This window comes from Candidatus Neomarinimicrobiota bacterium (assembly GCA_016784545.1).
Taxonomy (GTDB): Bacteria; Fidelibacterota; UBA8477; order UBA8477; family JABMPR01; genus JABMPR01.
The window spans coordinates 1-14,779 of record JADHUM010000060.1 but is presented as its reverse complement, the minus strand read 5'-3'; the positions used below and the strand labels follow the sequence as shown (position 1 = coordinate 14,779).

Below are 14,779 nucleotides of genomic sequence, written 5' to 3'. Positions count from 1 at the left end.
ATATTGCTGCTTCCCTACCCAATTCAATGAATTATATTGCTTAAAAAGGGGTTAATAATGGCTTTACTCATCAGACTCTCACTTGTTTTCATTTTCGCTTTTGGAACACTATTGGGTCAGACTGAAATTTCTGCTCCCATCAAATTTGCCTGGCTCACCGATACCCATGTTGGTGGAAGAACTGGTGCTGAAGATCTCAGTATCGTTGTACATGATATTAATAAGAATGATAGCATCACTTTTGCTATAGTATCTGGAGACATTACCGAGCTCGATGTTGGTCAAAACCTACAACTGGCCAAAGCCATTTTAAATAGCCTCAGCATTCCCTACTACATCATTCCTGGCAATCACGATCTGAAATGGTCTTCTTCAGGTGGTCAACGCTTCGAACAGTTGTGGGGAGCAGATAGATTCAATGTCGAAGTTGGGGAATTCCGGTTTATTGGTATCCATCAGGGGCCTGTGCTTCGAATGGGTGCCGGTTACCTTGATCCAGCTGATATCTCCTGGGTCAAATCAATCCTCAAATCTCTGCCTGATCCTGAACAAAAAGTATTTATCGTCCTCCACTATCCTCTGGATCCATCAATTGACAATTGGCACGCACTCCGGGATGTCTTGCGACCCCATAATATTCAAGCAGTACTGCATGGACATGGTCATGCCAATCGGGCCACATCCTATGAGGGCATTCCAGGAGTCATGAGTCGATCTACTTTGAGACGAGGCCAGCAACCCACGGGCTATAGCATCGTAGATCTGTATCCCGCCTATGCCAATTTTACTGAAAGAATACCCCTGGCAGACAGTACCCACTTCTGGCATCGTCTTCCCCTGGGTCATAAAAACTCCCAGGATTCCCTCAGTCTGCCTTACCCTGACTATTCAGAAAATGATACCTCTGGGGTTGAGATAATCTGGCAGTACAAGACTGGATCACTCATTACGTCAGCACCTGCTGTAGAGAATGACCAGGTGTATATCAGTACAGTTTCCGGCGAGCTTTTGGCCCTTGATATTGAAAGTGGTCATGTGAACTGGAGTTGGCAAGCTGGAGGAGCCATTCACTCAACCCCTGCAGTGCAGGGCACACGAGTTGTCGTAGGATCTGTTGATTCAACCATTTCCTGCATTTCCAGCAGGAATGGTGAATTGCTCTGGCAGGTCAAAAGTAGCGCCTCTGTCTTCAGCTCGGCACTCATGGAGGGAAGAAAAGTGTACATGGGGAATGGCGATGGAGATTTTCAGGCTTTAAATCTTAGAAATGGAAAAAAGAAATGGACCTTTAGCGATGGATCAGGATACATAGAGACCAAGCCTGTTCTTGCTCAAGGCAAAATAATGTATGGTGCCTGGGATGAATCAATTTATGCCCTCAATGCAAGGAATGGGAATCTTGAGTGGCGATGGAGCGACGGAAGATCTGGATTATTATACTCGCCTGCCGCCTGCTGGCCAGTGGTGGCTAATGATAAATTATACATCGTCGCACCAGATCGTGTCATGTCAGCCATCAATATCTCAAATGGTGAGACTATCTGGCGTAAATCGGGCCACAGAGTAAGAGAATCCATTGGGATCACTGAAGACGGGTTGAATGTTTTCGCCAGAACCATGCAGGATTCAGTTCTCTCTGTAAAAACCGCAGGAGATACCTTTAACCTGGATTGGATAAAGCATATTGGCTTCGGGTATGACATCGCACCAAATGCAATGATTGAGAAGGACGGTTATATCTTTTTCACTACAGATAACGGAAGTGTTTTCTGTATGGAGCGGACTACAGGAGATCTCGTCTGGCGCCATAGAATCAGTGATGGATTGGTGAACACCCTTGAAGTGATAGATTCGAAACGAGTGATTTGTACAGCTGCCGATGGCAATGTGACCCTACTTAAGTATACCCGATGATGCATACGGCTTATTTGGAAGAATAGATTTTCCTGGCGATGTATTTGCCTATTTCCAGACTGGCAGTCGCTGCAGGTGATGGGGCATTTAATACAAAGATACCATTCTTTTGCTCAACGAGATCAAAGTCATCGATCAGAGTTCCATCAGATCGCAAGGCCTGAGCTCTAACGCCCGCTGCACCTCGTTGTAGATCATTGGATTCGATTTCAGGTATAAGCTCTTGAACACTTGAGAGAAACGCGGATTTCACCACGGAGCGATACATTTCTTTAAAACCTTCGCCAAGATATGAATCGGCCAATTTCCAAAACCCGGGGAAGGTCAGGGTTTCAAACAAATCTTTGCCATTGATCTTCAACCAGCTATAGCCTTCACGGCTAAAGGCCAGAACCGCATTGGGGCCGGCATGGATGCTGCCATCAATGAGACGTGTCATGTGCACACCTAGAAATGGAAATTTGGGATTGGGAACTGGATATATCAGATTTTTTACCAGTGACCGCTTATTCTGTTTTAGATGCCAGTATTCCCCTCTAAAGGGAATGATTTTCATACCAGGATCAACACCTGCACCTCTGGCAATACGATCTGAATACAGCCCCACGGTTGCAATGAGATATTTTGTTTGATACATATTCCTGGAAGTAGAGAGACTATACCCCCACTCCTGTTGTTTAATATCCGTAATTTCACAATCAAGGATCAGGTCGACGTCCATTTCCACAAGCAGTTCAACATATTTTGCAGCCACAACCTTAAAGTCCACGATACCAGTGGAAGGGACATGGAGTGCTTCAATACAATTGATATGGGGTTCGATTTCCAGAGCAGCCTCCCGCCCAATTCTTGAAACATCGAGCCCGTTGGCAGCAGCCCGATCATACAATAAATTCAGCCCCTCAATCTGCTCTGGAGCAGTGGCTACAATCAGTTTTCCGCATTGTTCATGGTGAATGTTATGCCTCTCACAAAAAGCCATCATGGAAGCATTTCCAGCTAGGGCAAAACGGGCTTTCTTGCTCCCCGGTTTATAATAAACCCCGGCATGAATGACACCGCTATTGCGACTGGATTGATGAAGGGTCCAATCCGACTCTTTTTCAAGGATGGCCAGCTTACAATCGGGGTCCCGCTCCTTAACGGCTAGGGCTGTAGCCAGACCGACGATGCCCCCGCCGATGATAATCTTATCGTAAATCATGGAGATTTATACTGCAAAAGGTGTGCTAGGATGAGTTTGTGAGTTGATGGGTTGGAGAGTTAGAGGGGTTTTTGAGTTTTTGAGTTATTGCAAGAATTGTATTGAGATTACTTTTGGAGGATTTTCTTGATCAATTGCTCTGTGGTCAGCTCGGTCTCGCTATCCTTCATGATTTTTCGAATTTTCGAATAAACTTCAGCCCGTGAATATCCCAAAGCTTCCAGAGCCATGATGGCCTCATCTTCAATACTGCTGGTACCAAGACTGGATGTCAGGCCACCTGGGTCACTGATTCCCAGGCCTTTTTCAATCTTTGGCTTGAGTTCCAGAATGAGTCTTTTGGCTGTGGTGGGTCCAATTCCTGGGGTTTTCGCAATGGTGTTGGCATCCTCGGCCATTACCCAGTTGCAGATATCATTGGGAGAGCCTCCAGATAGAATGGCCAGGGCTGCTTTGGGTCCGATTTTGGATATGGCAATTAAGTTGAAGAAGAACTTGCGTTCGTCCCGCTGAGCAAATCCATAAAGATCAAATATGTCTTCCCGGACATGGAGATGGGTGTAAATCATGACCTTCTCGCCGGGAGCGGGTAATTGTTCAAAGGTGCTATGGGAAACCTTCAGGCGATATCCTATGCCTGATGCTTCAACCACAACATGATCAGGTTGCTTGCTGATCAATTTGCCAGAAATAAACTCGTACATTAGATACCCATCTTAGCTAGTTTGTAATTTAGAGCATGACAAATGGCTATTCCCAAAGCATCAGAAGCATCCAAAGTTACTGGATCTTCTTTAAGCTTGAGCAATCGTTTCACCATATATAAAACCTGTTCCTTATCCGCTGCACCATTCCCGGTTACAGCAGATTTAACTTTGCGAGCGGCATATTCATGTACTTCCAGGTCAGCATGCTTCCCAGCCAACATGGCCACGCCCCGTACATGACCCATGAGTAAAGCCGTCCTTGCATTCTTCCCATAGAAAGCCTCTTCAATGGCCAGCACATCTGGTTCGAATTGCTTGATGGATTCAGCAATACCCTTATAGAGGACGGCTAATTTATCTGATAGTGAGTCACTGTTTTTGGTTTTAATAACACCAGAGTATACTGATTTAAAACGATTTCCGTCGTAGTCAACAACGCCAACACCTAGAATTCGTAGACCAGGATCAATGCCTATGATTCGCAGGTCCTACTCCAGTCCTTCCAGCATTTCATCCGTGAAATTCACACTGGCTGAAAGTTTTTGCATGTCATCATGATCATCAAGAAGTTCCATGAGATGGACCACTTTGGGAAGATCCTCAGCACTCACCTCTGTAAAATTATTGGGGATATTCTGGACCTCGGCAACTTCAACAGCATATCCGGCTTCTGCCACAGCTTCATTCACTGTATTCAGGTCATTGGGAGCAGAGACAATTTCAAAATAGTCGCCCTCATTGCTCATATCTTCCGCTCCACCTTCCAGAGCAGCCATCATGAGTTCATCCTCATCGACACCCTCAGTTGACACCTGGACCACCCCCTTGGTATCAAACATCCATCCTACGGCACCAGCCTGAGCAAGATTGCCGCCATGTTTGCTGAGCAGGTGGCGTATCTCGGAAACGGTTCTATTGCGATTGTCGGTGGCCACCTCCATCATGAGAGCCACACCACCAGGTCCATAGCCTTCATAAATGATTTCCTCAATGATGACACCTTCGAGATCGCCGGTACCTTTTTTGATAGCTCGTTCAATATTGACCGTTGGCATGTTGGAGGCTTTGGCTGTGGAAATAGCAGTCCGGAGACGAGGATTCATTGCTTCGTCGCCACCACCAGCACGGGCAGCGATGGTTAATTCTTTTGCAATCCGTGTAAATATTTTGCCTCTGGCAGCATCGACAACGGCTTTTTTTCTCTTAATGGTGGACCATTTGCTATGACCGGACATAATTCTCCCACTCTAATTTTCTAATTCAGGTGTATTTTCAGTCCTGATAACCCAGGCCCGTCTAAATCCATTTTGAAAGGCAAATTGCTGCAAACTTTGCGCATCTTCCCTGTTGTTCAATTTCCCGACCCTGATTTTGTAATACGGACTGTCAAATTGAATCATGATTTCGTTTTCGAAGATCGAAGCAGCTCTGGTTTCTAGCGCAATGGCTGCATCATAATTATTTGTACTACCCAATTGAACCCGAAACACAAAATTGGAATATTCGGCAACCGCCACAGTATCAATATCGTCACCGAGGTTGGAGTAATAGGCTTTCAATGATTTAATTTGCTCGATACGGGCTTTTGAACCGGGCCAATCGTGCAAAGTGGTTGGATCAAAAGATTCATCCAATTTGACCTTATTCTGCCCCAAAATGAGGAGGGGCAGCACCAGACTAATATAGACCAACAGCTTCATGAATTATCCATCCTGTTTTTCCGTCTTCCAATCTAAGTTCATACCAGGCATCTGTTGCATCTAAAATTTCAGCCGAAGTTCCTTCATGAATAACGAACAAAGTGCTGGATCCTGGTATGGGTGCACTGGTTACTTCCGCCTCATCAACCAATAATACAGCATGTTTCTCATTTAAGGCAGTTGATCTGTCAATGAGCCATCCGCCCACCACCAAAAGCAGGATTCCAAGAACAATAGATACAGGCAAGAATACCCGCCCCATGGGACTCCTCCGGGTCAGTCGATAAAGCCCGATTCCCAAGATCAGCAGACTGAAAAGGACTTCCTCGAGAAATTTTAATTCAGCAAGCGAAAGACTTTTACGCAAGGCTTTGAACCAGGCGATGAATGGCATTGGTTCAGGCAATTCGAAGCGATCTTTGAGGAAGAGCCTTGAATATTGAAGATTGTGCAAAATATCAGGATCGCGGGGACTCAACTGTCTGGCTTTTTCAAACTGTAAAATGGCTTTTCCGTATTCCTTTTCAGAAAAATATGCACATCCCAGATTATAGTGAAGCGCAGGAGATACCATATCAGTGGCCAGGACTTTTTCATAGGAAGCTATGGCAGACTCAATTTCTCCTATTTCATAATAACTGTTCCCCTGATCCATAAGACCCTGGACATCTACAGCAAAAACGGAGCTTAACATCGCTACCAGAAGCAGGGAACTCATCAAGAAGTTTCTCATTACAGGACCCTCCTTAATTTCTGAAACAGTTCCTGGGTAGTGGTTATCCACTCCGGGGCTGACCGTTTCACAGCGCCAGGAGCAAAACGATCCATGGCCAGGTCCTCGAGGAAGGCTCTGCTTTCATCAATAATTTCCTGAGGAACGTCATGTTTACTCAACAATTCTATAAATTCAGACGTATCCAGAGTATTCTCTGACACATTCAGTCGAGCACCAATAAATCCCGTGATGCATTGATGGAGTAGTGCCCGTAATTCCTCTGAATCTTCTGAAAGCTTCTCTGCCTTCTTAATTTGCTTTCGGGCTTGTTTAATAGCGTTTGTCCGACGTCGCAAATCCACATTCCCCTCAAGACGTCTAGACTGATATTCATACGCGAAGATTCCGCCGAGAACCAGCAATCCCAAAATGTGAAGCGCCCAGAATGCTCCACCCATAGATGAAGTCTGTGCTCTGGTAAATTTTGTATCTGTAGATTTGATGTAGCGAATATCTTCCTGCATCAATTCAACCTCTTCCCTGCTATACCCTGAGGTAACTACAGGTCGGGAGCCCTCAACATCATAAACACTCAATTCTATTTTACCGGAATTCCTGGTAATATATCGCTCTGTTTTTAAGTCGAAGTATGTGAATTCAATGGGGTCAATGAGAATTTCACCTGCAATTCGTGGCACCAGCAGGTAAGTTGATTTTTTTGAGCCAGAGTGTTTCATCCCTTGAATACTGATTTTTTCTGTACGCTCGGGTTTAAACACATCAATCCCATCAGGGAGCTTTGGCTCAGGGAGTTGCAGGGATTTAAAATTACCCGATCCTGTGAGAGAAATACTCAAACCAACTGCATCATTGGCAAACACAGCATTGGTATCCAAACCTGCGCGAATTTGAAAATTACCCACTGCTCCATTAAACTTCCGAGGCCTGGGTTCAGGCAAACTTCGTACATTTATCTTAATGGGATTGGAGAGAAAGTTTTTTGTCGCTTTTCTATTGGCCCCAAAGAACGGATCATTGAAAAATGGATCGTTAAAGCGACGGTTGCTTCTCTGATTAGATTTAACCTCTATTTCCAGCTCAGTCTTCAGGGGGTCAATAACCAATTCACCAGATTTGGTGGGATAATATAAAACAGTTTTCAAAACTGCTGTATTATACCGAACACCATCGACTACTTCTGAGACCAGCCTGGGCTGGGCAGACTGCGGTACTTCTTCAGCCCAGAAACCCACAGCATCAGGCAGTTTCTGAACCTGATAATTATACACACTAACCTGGGTAAAGAGTTTGTAGCGTACTGTGAGTGGTTCCCCCACATAGACACTGGATTTGGATGGAATGGCTCGCAAATAAATGGTTTGGTTAGCAGATGCCTGCTTTCCACCAGATCCACGGGCGGCAATAATTTCAAGCTTCAAGGGCTGGGTTTTATATCTTGTACCATCAAGAACGACATCCACTGCTGGGAACGTGACCTGACCGGCTTCCATGGCCACAAAAGTATAGCTAATAGTTTTTTTGCTGCTGGTTTTGCCATTTACAATCGTGTAATTGGATGACTGCATGGGTCCGGAGAGGAGTGCAATTTTATCAATATCACCCAGTCGCACGTTGGGCATGACATCGCTGCCCTCGACTTCAAGTTTCCAGGTGAATGATTCTTGAACCAGAACCTGGTTGGCATCCAAACTGGCCGTGACACGGGGCTGACTAAAAGCAATCGAGCTGAGTAGCAGAAATAGTGAGAAAAGGGAATACTTGATCTTCATCTCATTACCAATCCTTCTCATTGTCTTTTCCTGAGGTCTTTAATCTGATCTGTTCACGCATATTTTCAGTTTCACGGTCTTTCAGGGCATCCAGCAATTGCTGGGCATTCATTAACTCTTCTTTATTGACTTGTTCTTCACCATCTGAAGGCTGCTGTTCCTGCTGTTCCTGTTCTCCCTGATCTTGCTCATCCTGGGATTGTTGCTGGTCCTGCTGGTCTTCCTCATCTCCTTCAGAGTCTTCCTGATCCTGTTGCTGCTCTTCTTGTTTTTCCTCATTCTCGTCCTGGGAGTCCGAGTCTTGCTGATCCTGTTTATCCTGCTTTTTCTTATCGTCCTCCCCATCCTGAGAATTTTGATCTTGAGGAGGAGGCGGAGGCATATGGTTCAACAGTTCCAGGTTTGCTTTTGCATCTTGATCACCTGGACGAATTCGGAGGGCTAGTTTGTAAAAGTCTCGGGCTTTCTCCACCTCCTGTTTGTTCAGATAGGCATTCCCCAAATTGTAATATACATCGGCAAGGGCATTTTTGTCTTTGAGACTCAGGGCCTTTTCGTAAGAGCCAATGGCTTCATCAAGATCACCCAATCTATAATTGGCATTTCCCTGGTTGTAATGAATATCTTTTAAATCTGGATTCTCTTCCAGTAGTTTATTCCAGGCTTCAACAGCCTCTTCATATTTTTGCTCATCGAATGCTTTTTTTGCACTGGACTGAGCAAACACAGTTAGTAGCGGGAAAAAAACCAGCATGATATAAATAATCAGGCTCCTGGGTCGATTAATCACTGATGTAATCTCCTTCCCAGTTTCTTTCAGTTCCATGCAAATCTGTTATCAATAAATCAAGTATGAGAAAAAGTAAGGCTATCCAGGCAAACCAATGAAACTGCTCCTTAAAATTGGTGAATTCGTGGCGACTGAATTCCTTCTGCTCCATTCCCAGGATATCATTGTAGATTTCTTCAAGCCCAGCTGATGCAGTATTGAGATGTACAAATCTTCCACCGGTTTCTACACTTATGGATTGGAGTGTTTCTGTATAAAGTCTGGTTGTGACGACTTCGCCAGAACTGGTTTTACGATAACCCAGTAGACTTCCCCGATCATCATATAGAGGGATTGGTGTGCCTGAGAATGAACCAATTCCAGCAGTATGGATAATGACGTTCTCTTTGCGAGCTCGCTCAAGAACTTCGTCCAGATTGCCTTCATGATCTTCTCCGTCTGAAATCACGATCATGGCCCGATGTTGTTGATCATCAGGATCAAAGGCACTGAGACCAATCTCCAGAGCATTCTCAAAGGAGGTCCCCTGGACACCAATCAACGACTCATCAGAGATATCCAAAAACATATCAAATGCAGAGTAGTCCAAAGTAAGGGGTGTTTGGAGATGAGCCTGTCCAGCAAACACCACAAGTCCAACCCTATCACCTCGTAGTTCTTTGATCAATTTCCTCAACTCAAATCGAGCTTTCTCAAGACGATCGGGTTTTATATCCTGGGCTCGCATTGAATTGGATACATCCAGAAGCACTACGATATCAACACCTTCACGGTGAATCTCTGTTAATTCATCTGAGAATTTGGGTCCCCACACAGCAAAGAGGAGCATCAGGATGGCAAGGATGCGGAGAATATCCTTGGTCAATCTTTTACGCTTGCTAACACTTCTGGAGAGTTGTTCAAGGAGTTCAGGATCACCAGCTCTCTTTAGCAAATTTTTGCGGGAGAAGCGAAACCACACACCAATCATTATCATCAGAGGGATTATTGACCAGAGTAAGCTCTGGAGCCAGATGGGATATGTTTCAAATTGAATCATCAGGGGAATCTCCTGAAGACCAGTCGTTCCAGGATGAATTCAATAATCAAAAGGAAAAGCGCCAGGAGCAGGGGAAAATAAAAGAGCTCAGCATGCTGCACATATTCTCTGACACTATACTCAGTCGTCTCCATCTCAGAGATTTCCTGATAGACTGCAGCCAGGCTCTTTTCATCAGTAGCTCTAAAATATTTGCCACCTGTAATATCAGCAATTTTGGTTAATGTTTCTTCATCAATATCGACCTGAACCGGCATGGTTCTCATACCGATAACGGTTTGGACAGGCATGGAAGCAGTTCCCCGGGTCCCTGCACCAATGGTATAGATTCGAATACCAAACTCTTTGGCCAGTTCTGATGTCGTAATGGGATCCAACTCACCAGCATTGTTGCGACCATCTGAGAGCAACACAATGACCTTGCTTTTTGCATCGGAGTCCCTCAATCGATTGATAGCGCCTGCAACAGCCATCCCAATAGCTGTGCCGTCAAATTTTTCATTGACGATTTCAAGCTGGGAAATGAATTCATTCAGTCGGTTCAAATCCGTCGTCAAGGGGCATTGCATAAAACTTTCCCTGGCAAATACGTTTAATCCTATGCGATCATTCTGGCGCTGAGAAACAAAAGTCTGGGCAACCTTTTTGACTGCTTCCAATCGGTTGGGCTTGAAATCCATGGCTCGCATGGAGCCAGAGATATCAATCACCATCATGATATCAATTCCCTCAGCATTCACCTCTTGAAGGGCGTTGCGTTCCTGGGGGCGCATCAAGGCCACAAAAATAGCCATGATTGCCAGAATTCGTAATGTGTAGAGCATATGTTTTCGCCACATACCCGTGGTTTTTGAAATTCCCTCAAACATGAGGAGAGATGAAAATCTCAGGGTCCCAAATCGTTTTTGAGAATAGAATACATAGACAATCAGCAGCACAGGAATACTAAGCAAGAGCCAGGCTAATTGGGGGTATTGAAAGGCGAGTATCACTATATTTCAAACATTCTTTTAATCGTGTTCATCTATCCGTTTTTCCAAAACATCTTTTATAGTCATTGAGCTAATCTTTGTTTCATATAGATGTGATATTTTTTGAGAATATCCTGTTCAAATGGAACGAATATAAAATCCATGTATTCGGGGCTCCTTAAAGCCCGGCGATTAGAATTATGATAATATTCAGATTGGGTAGAATTGTGACAACTTCTACGAATTCAGGAGAAGTCTTAGTCTTCTTTTTTTTCTTCAGTCTTTTCTTCGACTTTTGGTTCAGCAGGCGTATTGCCAGCTTTTTCAATTTCATCAGTAATACCGCTCAGGGCACCCTTGAATTCTCGGATTCCCTTCCCCAGACCCTTGGCCATTTCAGGCAAGCGTTTTGCACCAAAGAAAATCAATATAAATAAGATGATAATTAGCCATTCCCAGCCGCCAGGTAAACTCATGGATTACTCCTTTATATTTAATACTTAATATTGAAAATCGAACATTGATTTAACTTCACAAAGGCAAGCTACGCCATTGATAACTCCACATGAGGTCGATAATTTCCTAAGTAGCTCATTCTCCCTCTTCATATCACATTGTCTTCAATTTTCAATTTTCAATTACACCCTATAGTAACGCAAAAGATAATAAGCAACACCCATTCCCACGACACCCATAAAGTTCACTTTTAGAGTAAAACCGAAGGTGAGAGAGAAAATTCTAAGATCGAGGACAAAGGGTTCAGCTAATCCATATTTTGCCGTATCGAAGGAGAGAACAAAGAAATCCCTCACAACACTCTCAGGGAGCAATGCTGCTGCCACATCACCCAGCACTGAGCCAATGATGGCACCACTAACAATCATAAGAACAATTATTTTTATGTTACGACGTCTTGGATCCATTACTCAACCCCAACCTCATCATCACGTTGGGTCCGGGTCCATTTTAACAGGCTTAAAAGAATCATAATTACGGCAAGGGGGAACATGAGGAAGCCCTTGCTAGCGAATACCAGAATAATCATAATCACGCCAGAAATGAGAGATAATTTCTCTTTTGATGTCCCTTTCAGACTCATAGGAGGTGATTTTGAAAAGGGAATCTTTGATAGCATGAGACTTGAAATAATCATCACCAGAGGTAAAACGATTCTAGCCTCACCACCGGGTTGACGTGGGATCCATCCTAAAAAAGGATAGTGATGTACCTGGCTCATAAAAAGCCAGATTCCAACAACCGTCAGAGCCATCAGGGGTGTGGGTACACCAAAAAATTGACCTTTTTGGGCACTCTCAGCTTCCAGATTGAATTTTGCCAATCTGATTGATCCCAGCATGAGAGGCATGAAAGCATAAAATCCACCTACCAGCTGCCCCAGGGGTTCTGCCCAGACCATATAAACGAATACGGAGGGAGCCAGACAAAAGGTGATAATATCTGCCAGAGAATCGAACTGGATTCCAAAATCGGAAGTACTATCCAGGGCCCGTGCGATTTTTCCATCGAACCCATCAAAGATGGCTCCAAAAATGATGAACCAAGCCGCCCAGAAATAGTCACCGTTGGCAGAGGAGAGGATAGACATAAAGCCCAGGAACATATTAAAGATAGTAAAGGAGTTGGGGATAAATCTTCGGCGTGGATTTTCCTTGAGGGGTAGTCTTTTGCGTGCAGGATCGCGTACCATGATTAATCCATTCTCGCCAGGATGGTGAGACCACCACGCACTGGCTCTTTCATTTCTACCAGAACCTTAGCGGCCCTGGGAATAATAACATCCATTCGACTTCCAAATTTTATGAGACCATAACGATCTCCCTGGGTTACTTCGTCGGCTTCACGGAGATAATTGATGATTCGACGGGCCAAGGCACCTGCAATCTGGACAAATTTGACTTTCATCAGGTCATTCTCCACGCCCACTACACTTTGCTCGTTCACCTCTGAGGCATCCAAAGCGAAAGCTGCCTTGAAGGCACCGTATTTATAGTCAACAAATCCAATTTTTCCGGAAATGGGAACTCGATTGATGTGGACATTTAAGGGAGATAAAAACATGGTGATCAGGGTTGCATCACCCACATAGTCATCTTGAACATCCTTGATATCAACTATGACACCATCACCGGGACTTAAGATGTGTTTGGGGTTGACAACTACTTCACGTTCAGGATCCCTGAAAAAGTATAGGGTAAAAAGCAATAGCAAACCGCTGAGCATTGATGGGATTTTCCAGTAAAGGGAACCCCCACTGAAAAAACTAATTGTGGCCAGGATGAGTGTTAGCCCTAACACAATCACGATATTTGGATATCCTTCACGAGCCATAAATGTCTTTATATTTCCTCTCTATTAAACCGCGCAAAGATAAGCTCGGCTCCTACAGAATAAAACACGCTTTTCGGTGGGAAAAACAGCCTAGTAGAGGGGCAAACTTTGTGTTTTACTGAGATTATTTTTGAATAAGTATTAAAACAATCACTCACTGGAGGGAGCGACGGTCTCACCCAGTACGATGGGAATGGCCATACTCTCTGTTTGGCGCAAAATATTCAGCGTCAGTTGATCACCCCGCTTGAGATCCTGAAGATTGAAATAGGCAAAAATATCATCATCCGTTTGAATACTCTGACCATCAAGACCCACAATGAGATCACCAACTTCAACACCTCCTCGAGCGGCAGGTGAACCATCTTTCACTCCTACAACCACCACCCCCACAGTCGATCCCAGATTTAATAGTTGTGCGGTTCGAGGGTTATTGGGGCGATAACTGATCCCCGTTGAGTAATTTCTATCTACAAAACCCTTAGCCCTTAATTCATCAATGATACCGATGGCTCGATTGATTGGTAAGGCAAATCCGATCCCAATTGAGCCGGTGCTATTGGCTCCAGAAAAGATAAAGGTATTGATACCCACAACCTGTCCATCCGAGTTCACCAACGGTCCCCCACTGTTTCCAGAATTGATTGATGCATCAGTTTGTATCATATCCTGATAGATGCGCCCTGATTGCTGAAATCCAAAGTCCATATGCAGGCTGCTGATAATTCCAGCAGTTGCGATGGGCATTTTACTTTCGCTAAAGAGTCCAAATGGATTTCCCAAAGCGATGACCCACTCACCCAAGATAATTTCATCGGAGTTACCCAATTCTGCTGCAGGGTACTGTCCTCTATCAATGATTTTAATGATTGCCAGATCAGTTTTTTCATCTATGCCCACAACCTCGGCCTTATGCTGGGTCCCATTCGCCAGAGTGACCATAATTTCCACACTATTCTCCACAACATGAGCATTGGTTATGATATAGCCATCCTTGTCATAAATGAATCCTGAGCCAATTACTGCCTCCTTTTCCTGGAACCAGCGTGGTGTGCCCGGCATAATAAAGCGCCAGAAAGGATCGGACATGAGGGGAGATTGTGAATATCTGATCTGGGTTGTGGAAATGCCAACAACTGTAGGTGAAACATCTGCAATTCCTCGTGTAATTGCAGTTTCTCTGGAGTTAAATAGAGAAATCTTTTCAGGAATCTCAGCCGGGGAAATGCTTGGAATAGCCAGGGTCTCATCTGCGGTATCACTCGTAGCAAACTCACTTATTCCAGGAATTTGCCAGTTTCTCAATTCTCTGAGAGAAAGTGTCAACATTCCCAGAAAGAGGGCTAAGGCGAAGATTAGTGAAGTGATTTTTTTCATTTTAGCTTTATCATTCCATATCTCGAATGTGAATAATAAACTTTAATACCTGATCACACAAGTTCATCCTTGAGTACCTACCATGTCCCTGATTCCGATATAAAGCCCAGTTAAAGAGTTTTGTCTGATACATTTGATCAAAAAAGTTTGTGGGTTCACGATATCTGATTATCAGCGATCTTTAGATGAACAGTTTCCTTTCTGTTAAGTAATATGTCTCATA

General features: G+C 44.3%; 16 protein-coding genes. 1 reads left to right on the top strand and 15 read right to left on the bottom strand.

Annotation, left to right across the window (positions count from 1 at the left end):
• Nucleotides 1-57: 57 nt before the first annotated feature.
• The gene (locus tag ISR87_13015) at nt 58-1,914 is read left to right on the top strand and encodes a PQQ-binding-like beta-propeller repeat protein (GenBank protein ID MBL7026362.1); all 1,857 of its coding nucleotides are present in this window, start codon (nt 58-60) and stop codon (nt 1,912-1,914) included.
• Nucleotides 1,915-1,924: 10 nt separating this feature from the next.
• On the opposite strand, the gene lhgO is transcribed toward ISR87_13015, so the two are convergent.
• From lhgO to ISR87_12940, 15 genes are all read right to left on the bottom strand, one after another.
• Complete coding sequence (gene lhgO, locus ISR87_13010) at nt 1,925-3,118, bottom strand: L-2-hydroxyglutarate oxidase (protein ID MBL7026361.1); 1,194 nt, start codon at nt 3,116-3,118, stop codon at nt 1,925-1,927.
• Nucleotides 3,119-3,225: 107 nt separating this feature from the next.
• Nucleotides 3,226-3,822: a Holliday junction branch migration protein RuvA gene (ruvA, locus tag ISR87_13005; protein MBL7026360.1), complete on the bottom strand. Its 597-nt coding sequence runs from the start codon at nt 3,820-3,822 to the stop codon at nt 3,226-3,228.
• The gene (ruvC, locus tag ISR87_13000) at nt 3,822-4,310 is read right to left on the bottom strand and encodes a crossover junction endodeoxyribonuclease RuvC (GenBank protein ID MBL7026359.1); all 489 of its coding nucleotides are present in this window, start codon (nt 4,308-4,310) and stop codon (nt 3,822-3,824) included. Before ruvC ends, ruvA begins: the two co-directional genes overlap by 1 nt.
• A gap of 3 nt (nt 4,311-4,313) precedes the next feature.
• Nucleotides 4,314-5,060: a YebC/PmpR family DNA-binding transcriptional regulator gene (locus ISR87_12995; GenBank protein ID MBL7026358.1), complete on the bottom strand. Its 747-nt coding sequence runs from the start codon at nt 5,058-5,060 to the stop codon at nt 4,314-4,316.
• Between the two features lie 12 nt (nt 5,061-5,072).
• Entirely contained in the window at nt 5,073-5,525 is a 453-nt protein-coding gene (locus ISR87_12990) for an SPOR domain-containing protein (protein MBL7026357.1), read from the bottom strand.
• Nucleotides 5,503-6,258 (bottom strand): tetratricopeptide repeat protein, encoded by a 756-nt coding sequence (locus ISR87_12985; protein MBL7026356.1) that lies wholly within the window; start codon nt 6,256-6,258, stop codon nt 5,503-5,505. The genes ISR87_12990 and ISR87_12985 overlap by 23 nt, the downstream gene beginning before the upstream one ends.
• Nucleotides 6,258-8,051, bottom strand: coding sequence for a protein BatD (locus ISR87_12980; protein ID MBL7026355.1), 1,794 nt, complete (start codon nt 8,049-8,051; stop codon nt 6,258-6,260). The genes ISR87_12985 and ISR87_12980 overlap by 1 nt, the downstream gene beginning before the upstream one ends.
• Entirely contained in the window at nt 8,035-8,820 is a 786-nt protein-coding gene (locus ISR87_12975; GenBank protein MBL7026354.1) for a tetratricopeptide repeat protein, read from the bottom strand. Before ISR87_12975 ends, ISR87_12980 begins: the two co-directional genes overlap by 17 nt.
• Nucleotides 8,813-9,859 carry a VWA domain-containing protein gene (locus tag ISR87_12970; GenBank protein ID MBL7026353.1) on the bottom strand — a complete coding sequence of 349 codons (1,047 nt, stop codon included), beginning with the start codon at nt 9,857-9,859 and terminating at the stop codon, nt 8,813-8,815. Before ISR87_12970 ends, ISR87_12975 begins: the two co-directional genes overlap by 8 nt.
• The gene (locus ISR87_12965; GenBank protein MBL7026352.1) at nt 9,859-10,848 is read right to left on the bottom strand and encodes a VWA domain-containing protein; all 990 of its coding nucleotides are present in this window, start codon (nt 10,846-10,848) and stop codon (nt 9,859-9,861) included. The genes ISR87_12970 and ISR87_12965 overlap by 1 nt, the downstream gene beginning before the upstream one ends.
• 239 nt (nt 10,849-11,087) lie before the next feature.
• Entirely contained in the window at nt 11,088-11,306 is a 219-nt protein-coding gene (gene tatA / locus ISR87_12960; protein MBL7026351.1) for a twin-arginine translocase TatA/TatE family subunit, read from the bottom strand.
• 162 nt (nt 11,307-11,468) lie between these two features.
• Complete coding sequence (locus ISR87_12955) at nt 11,469-11,753, bottom strand: DUF4321 domain-containing protein (protein MBL7026350.1); 285 nt, start codon at nt 11,751-11,753, stop codon at nt 11,469-11,471.
• The gene (locus ISR87_12950) at nt 11,753-12,538 is read right to left on the bottom strand and encodes a CDP-alcohol phosphatidyltransferase family protein (GenBank protein MBL7026349.1); all 786 of its coding nucleotides are present in this window, start codon (nt 12,536-12,538) and stop codon (nt 11,753-11,755) included. The genes ISR87_12955 and ISR87_12950 overlap by 1 nt, the downstream gene beginning before the upstream one ends.
• Nucleotides 12,539-12,540: 2 nt before the next feature.
• Complete coding sequence (locus ISR87_12945) at nt 12,541-13,179, bottom strand: phosphatidylserine decarboxylase (protein ID MBL7026348.1); 639 nt, start codon at nt 13,177-13,179, stop codon at nt 12,541-12,543.
• 150 nt (nt 13,180-13,329) lie between these two features.
• Entirely contained in the window at nt 13,330-14,556 is a 1,227-nt protein-coding gene (locus ISR87_12940; GenBank protein MBL7026347.1) for a trypsin-like peptidase domain-containing protein, read from the bottom strand.
• Nucleotides 14,557-14,779: the final 223 nt, after the last annotated feature.

Excerpts from the sequence above, each read along its gene's own strand:
- ISR87_12995 (MBL7026358.1), bottom strand. The coding sequence starts at position 5,060 with ATGTCCGGTCATAGCAAATGGTCCACCATTAAGAGAAAAAAAGCCGTT.
- ISR87_12955 (MBL7026350.1), bottom strand. The coding sequence starts at position 11,753 with ATGGATCCAAGACGTCGTAACATAAAAATAATTGTTCTTATGATTGTT.
- lhgO (MBL7026361.1), bottom strand. The coding sequence starts at position 3,118 with ATGATTTACGATAAGATTATCATCGGCGGGGGCATCGTCGGTCTGGCT.
- tatA (MBL7026351.1), bottom strand. The coding sequence starts at position 11,306 with ATGAGTTTACCTGGCGGCTGGGAATGGCTAATTATCATCTTATTTATA.
- ISR87_12940 (MBL7026347.1), bottom strand. The coding sequence starts at position 14,556 with ATGAAAAAAATCACTTCACTAATCTTCGCCTTAGCCCTCTTTCTGGGA.
- ISR87_12980 (MBL7026355.1), bottom strand. The coding sequence starts at position 8,051 with ATGAGAAGGATTGGTAATGAGATGAAGATCAAGTATTCCCTTTTCTCA.
- ISR87_12945 (MBL7026348.1), bottom strand. The coding sequence starts at position 13,179 with ATGGCTCGTGAAGGATATCCAAATATCGTGATTGTGTTAGGGCTAACA.
- ISR87_13015 (MBL7026362.1), top strand. The coding sequence starts at position 58 with ATGGCTTTACTCATCAGACTCTCACTTGTTTTCATTTTCGCTTTTGGA.
- ruvA (MBL7026360.1), bottom strand. The coding sequence starts at position 3,822 with ATGTACGAGTTTATTTCTGGCAAATTGATCAGCAAGCAACCTGATCAT.
- ISR87_12990 (MBL7026357.1), bottom strand. The coding sequence starts at position 5,525 with ATGAAGCTGTTGGTCTATATTAGTCTGGTGCTGCCCCTCCTCATTTTG.
- ISR87_12985 (MBL7026356.1), bottom strand. The coding sequence starts at position 6,258 with ATGAGAAACTTCTTGATGAGTTCCCTGCTTCTGGTAGCGATGTTAAGC.
- ISR87_12970 (MBL7026353.1), bottom strand. The coding sequence starts at position 9,859 with ATGATTCAATTTGAAACATATCCCATCTGGCTCCAGAGCTTACTCTGG.
- ISR87_12950 (MBL7026349.1), bottom strand. The coding sequence starts at position 12,538 with ATGGTACGCGATCCTGCACGCAAAAGACTACCCCTCAAGGAAAATCCA.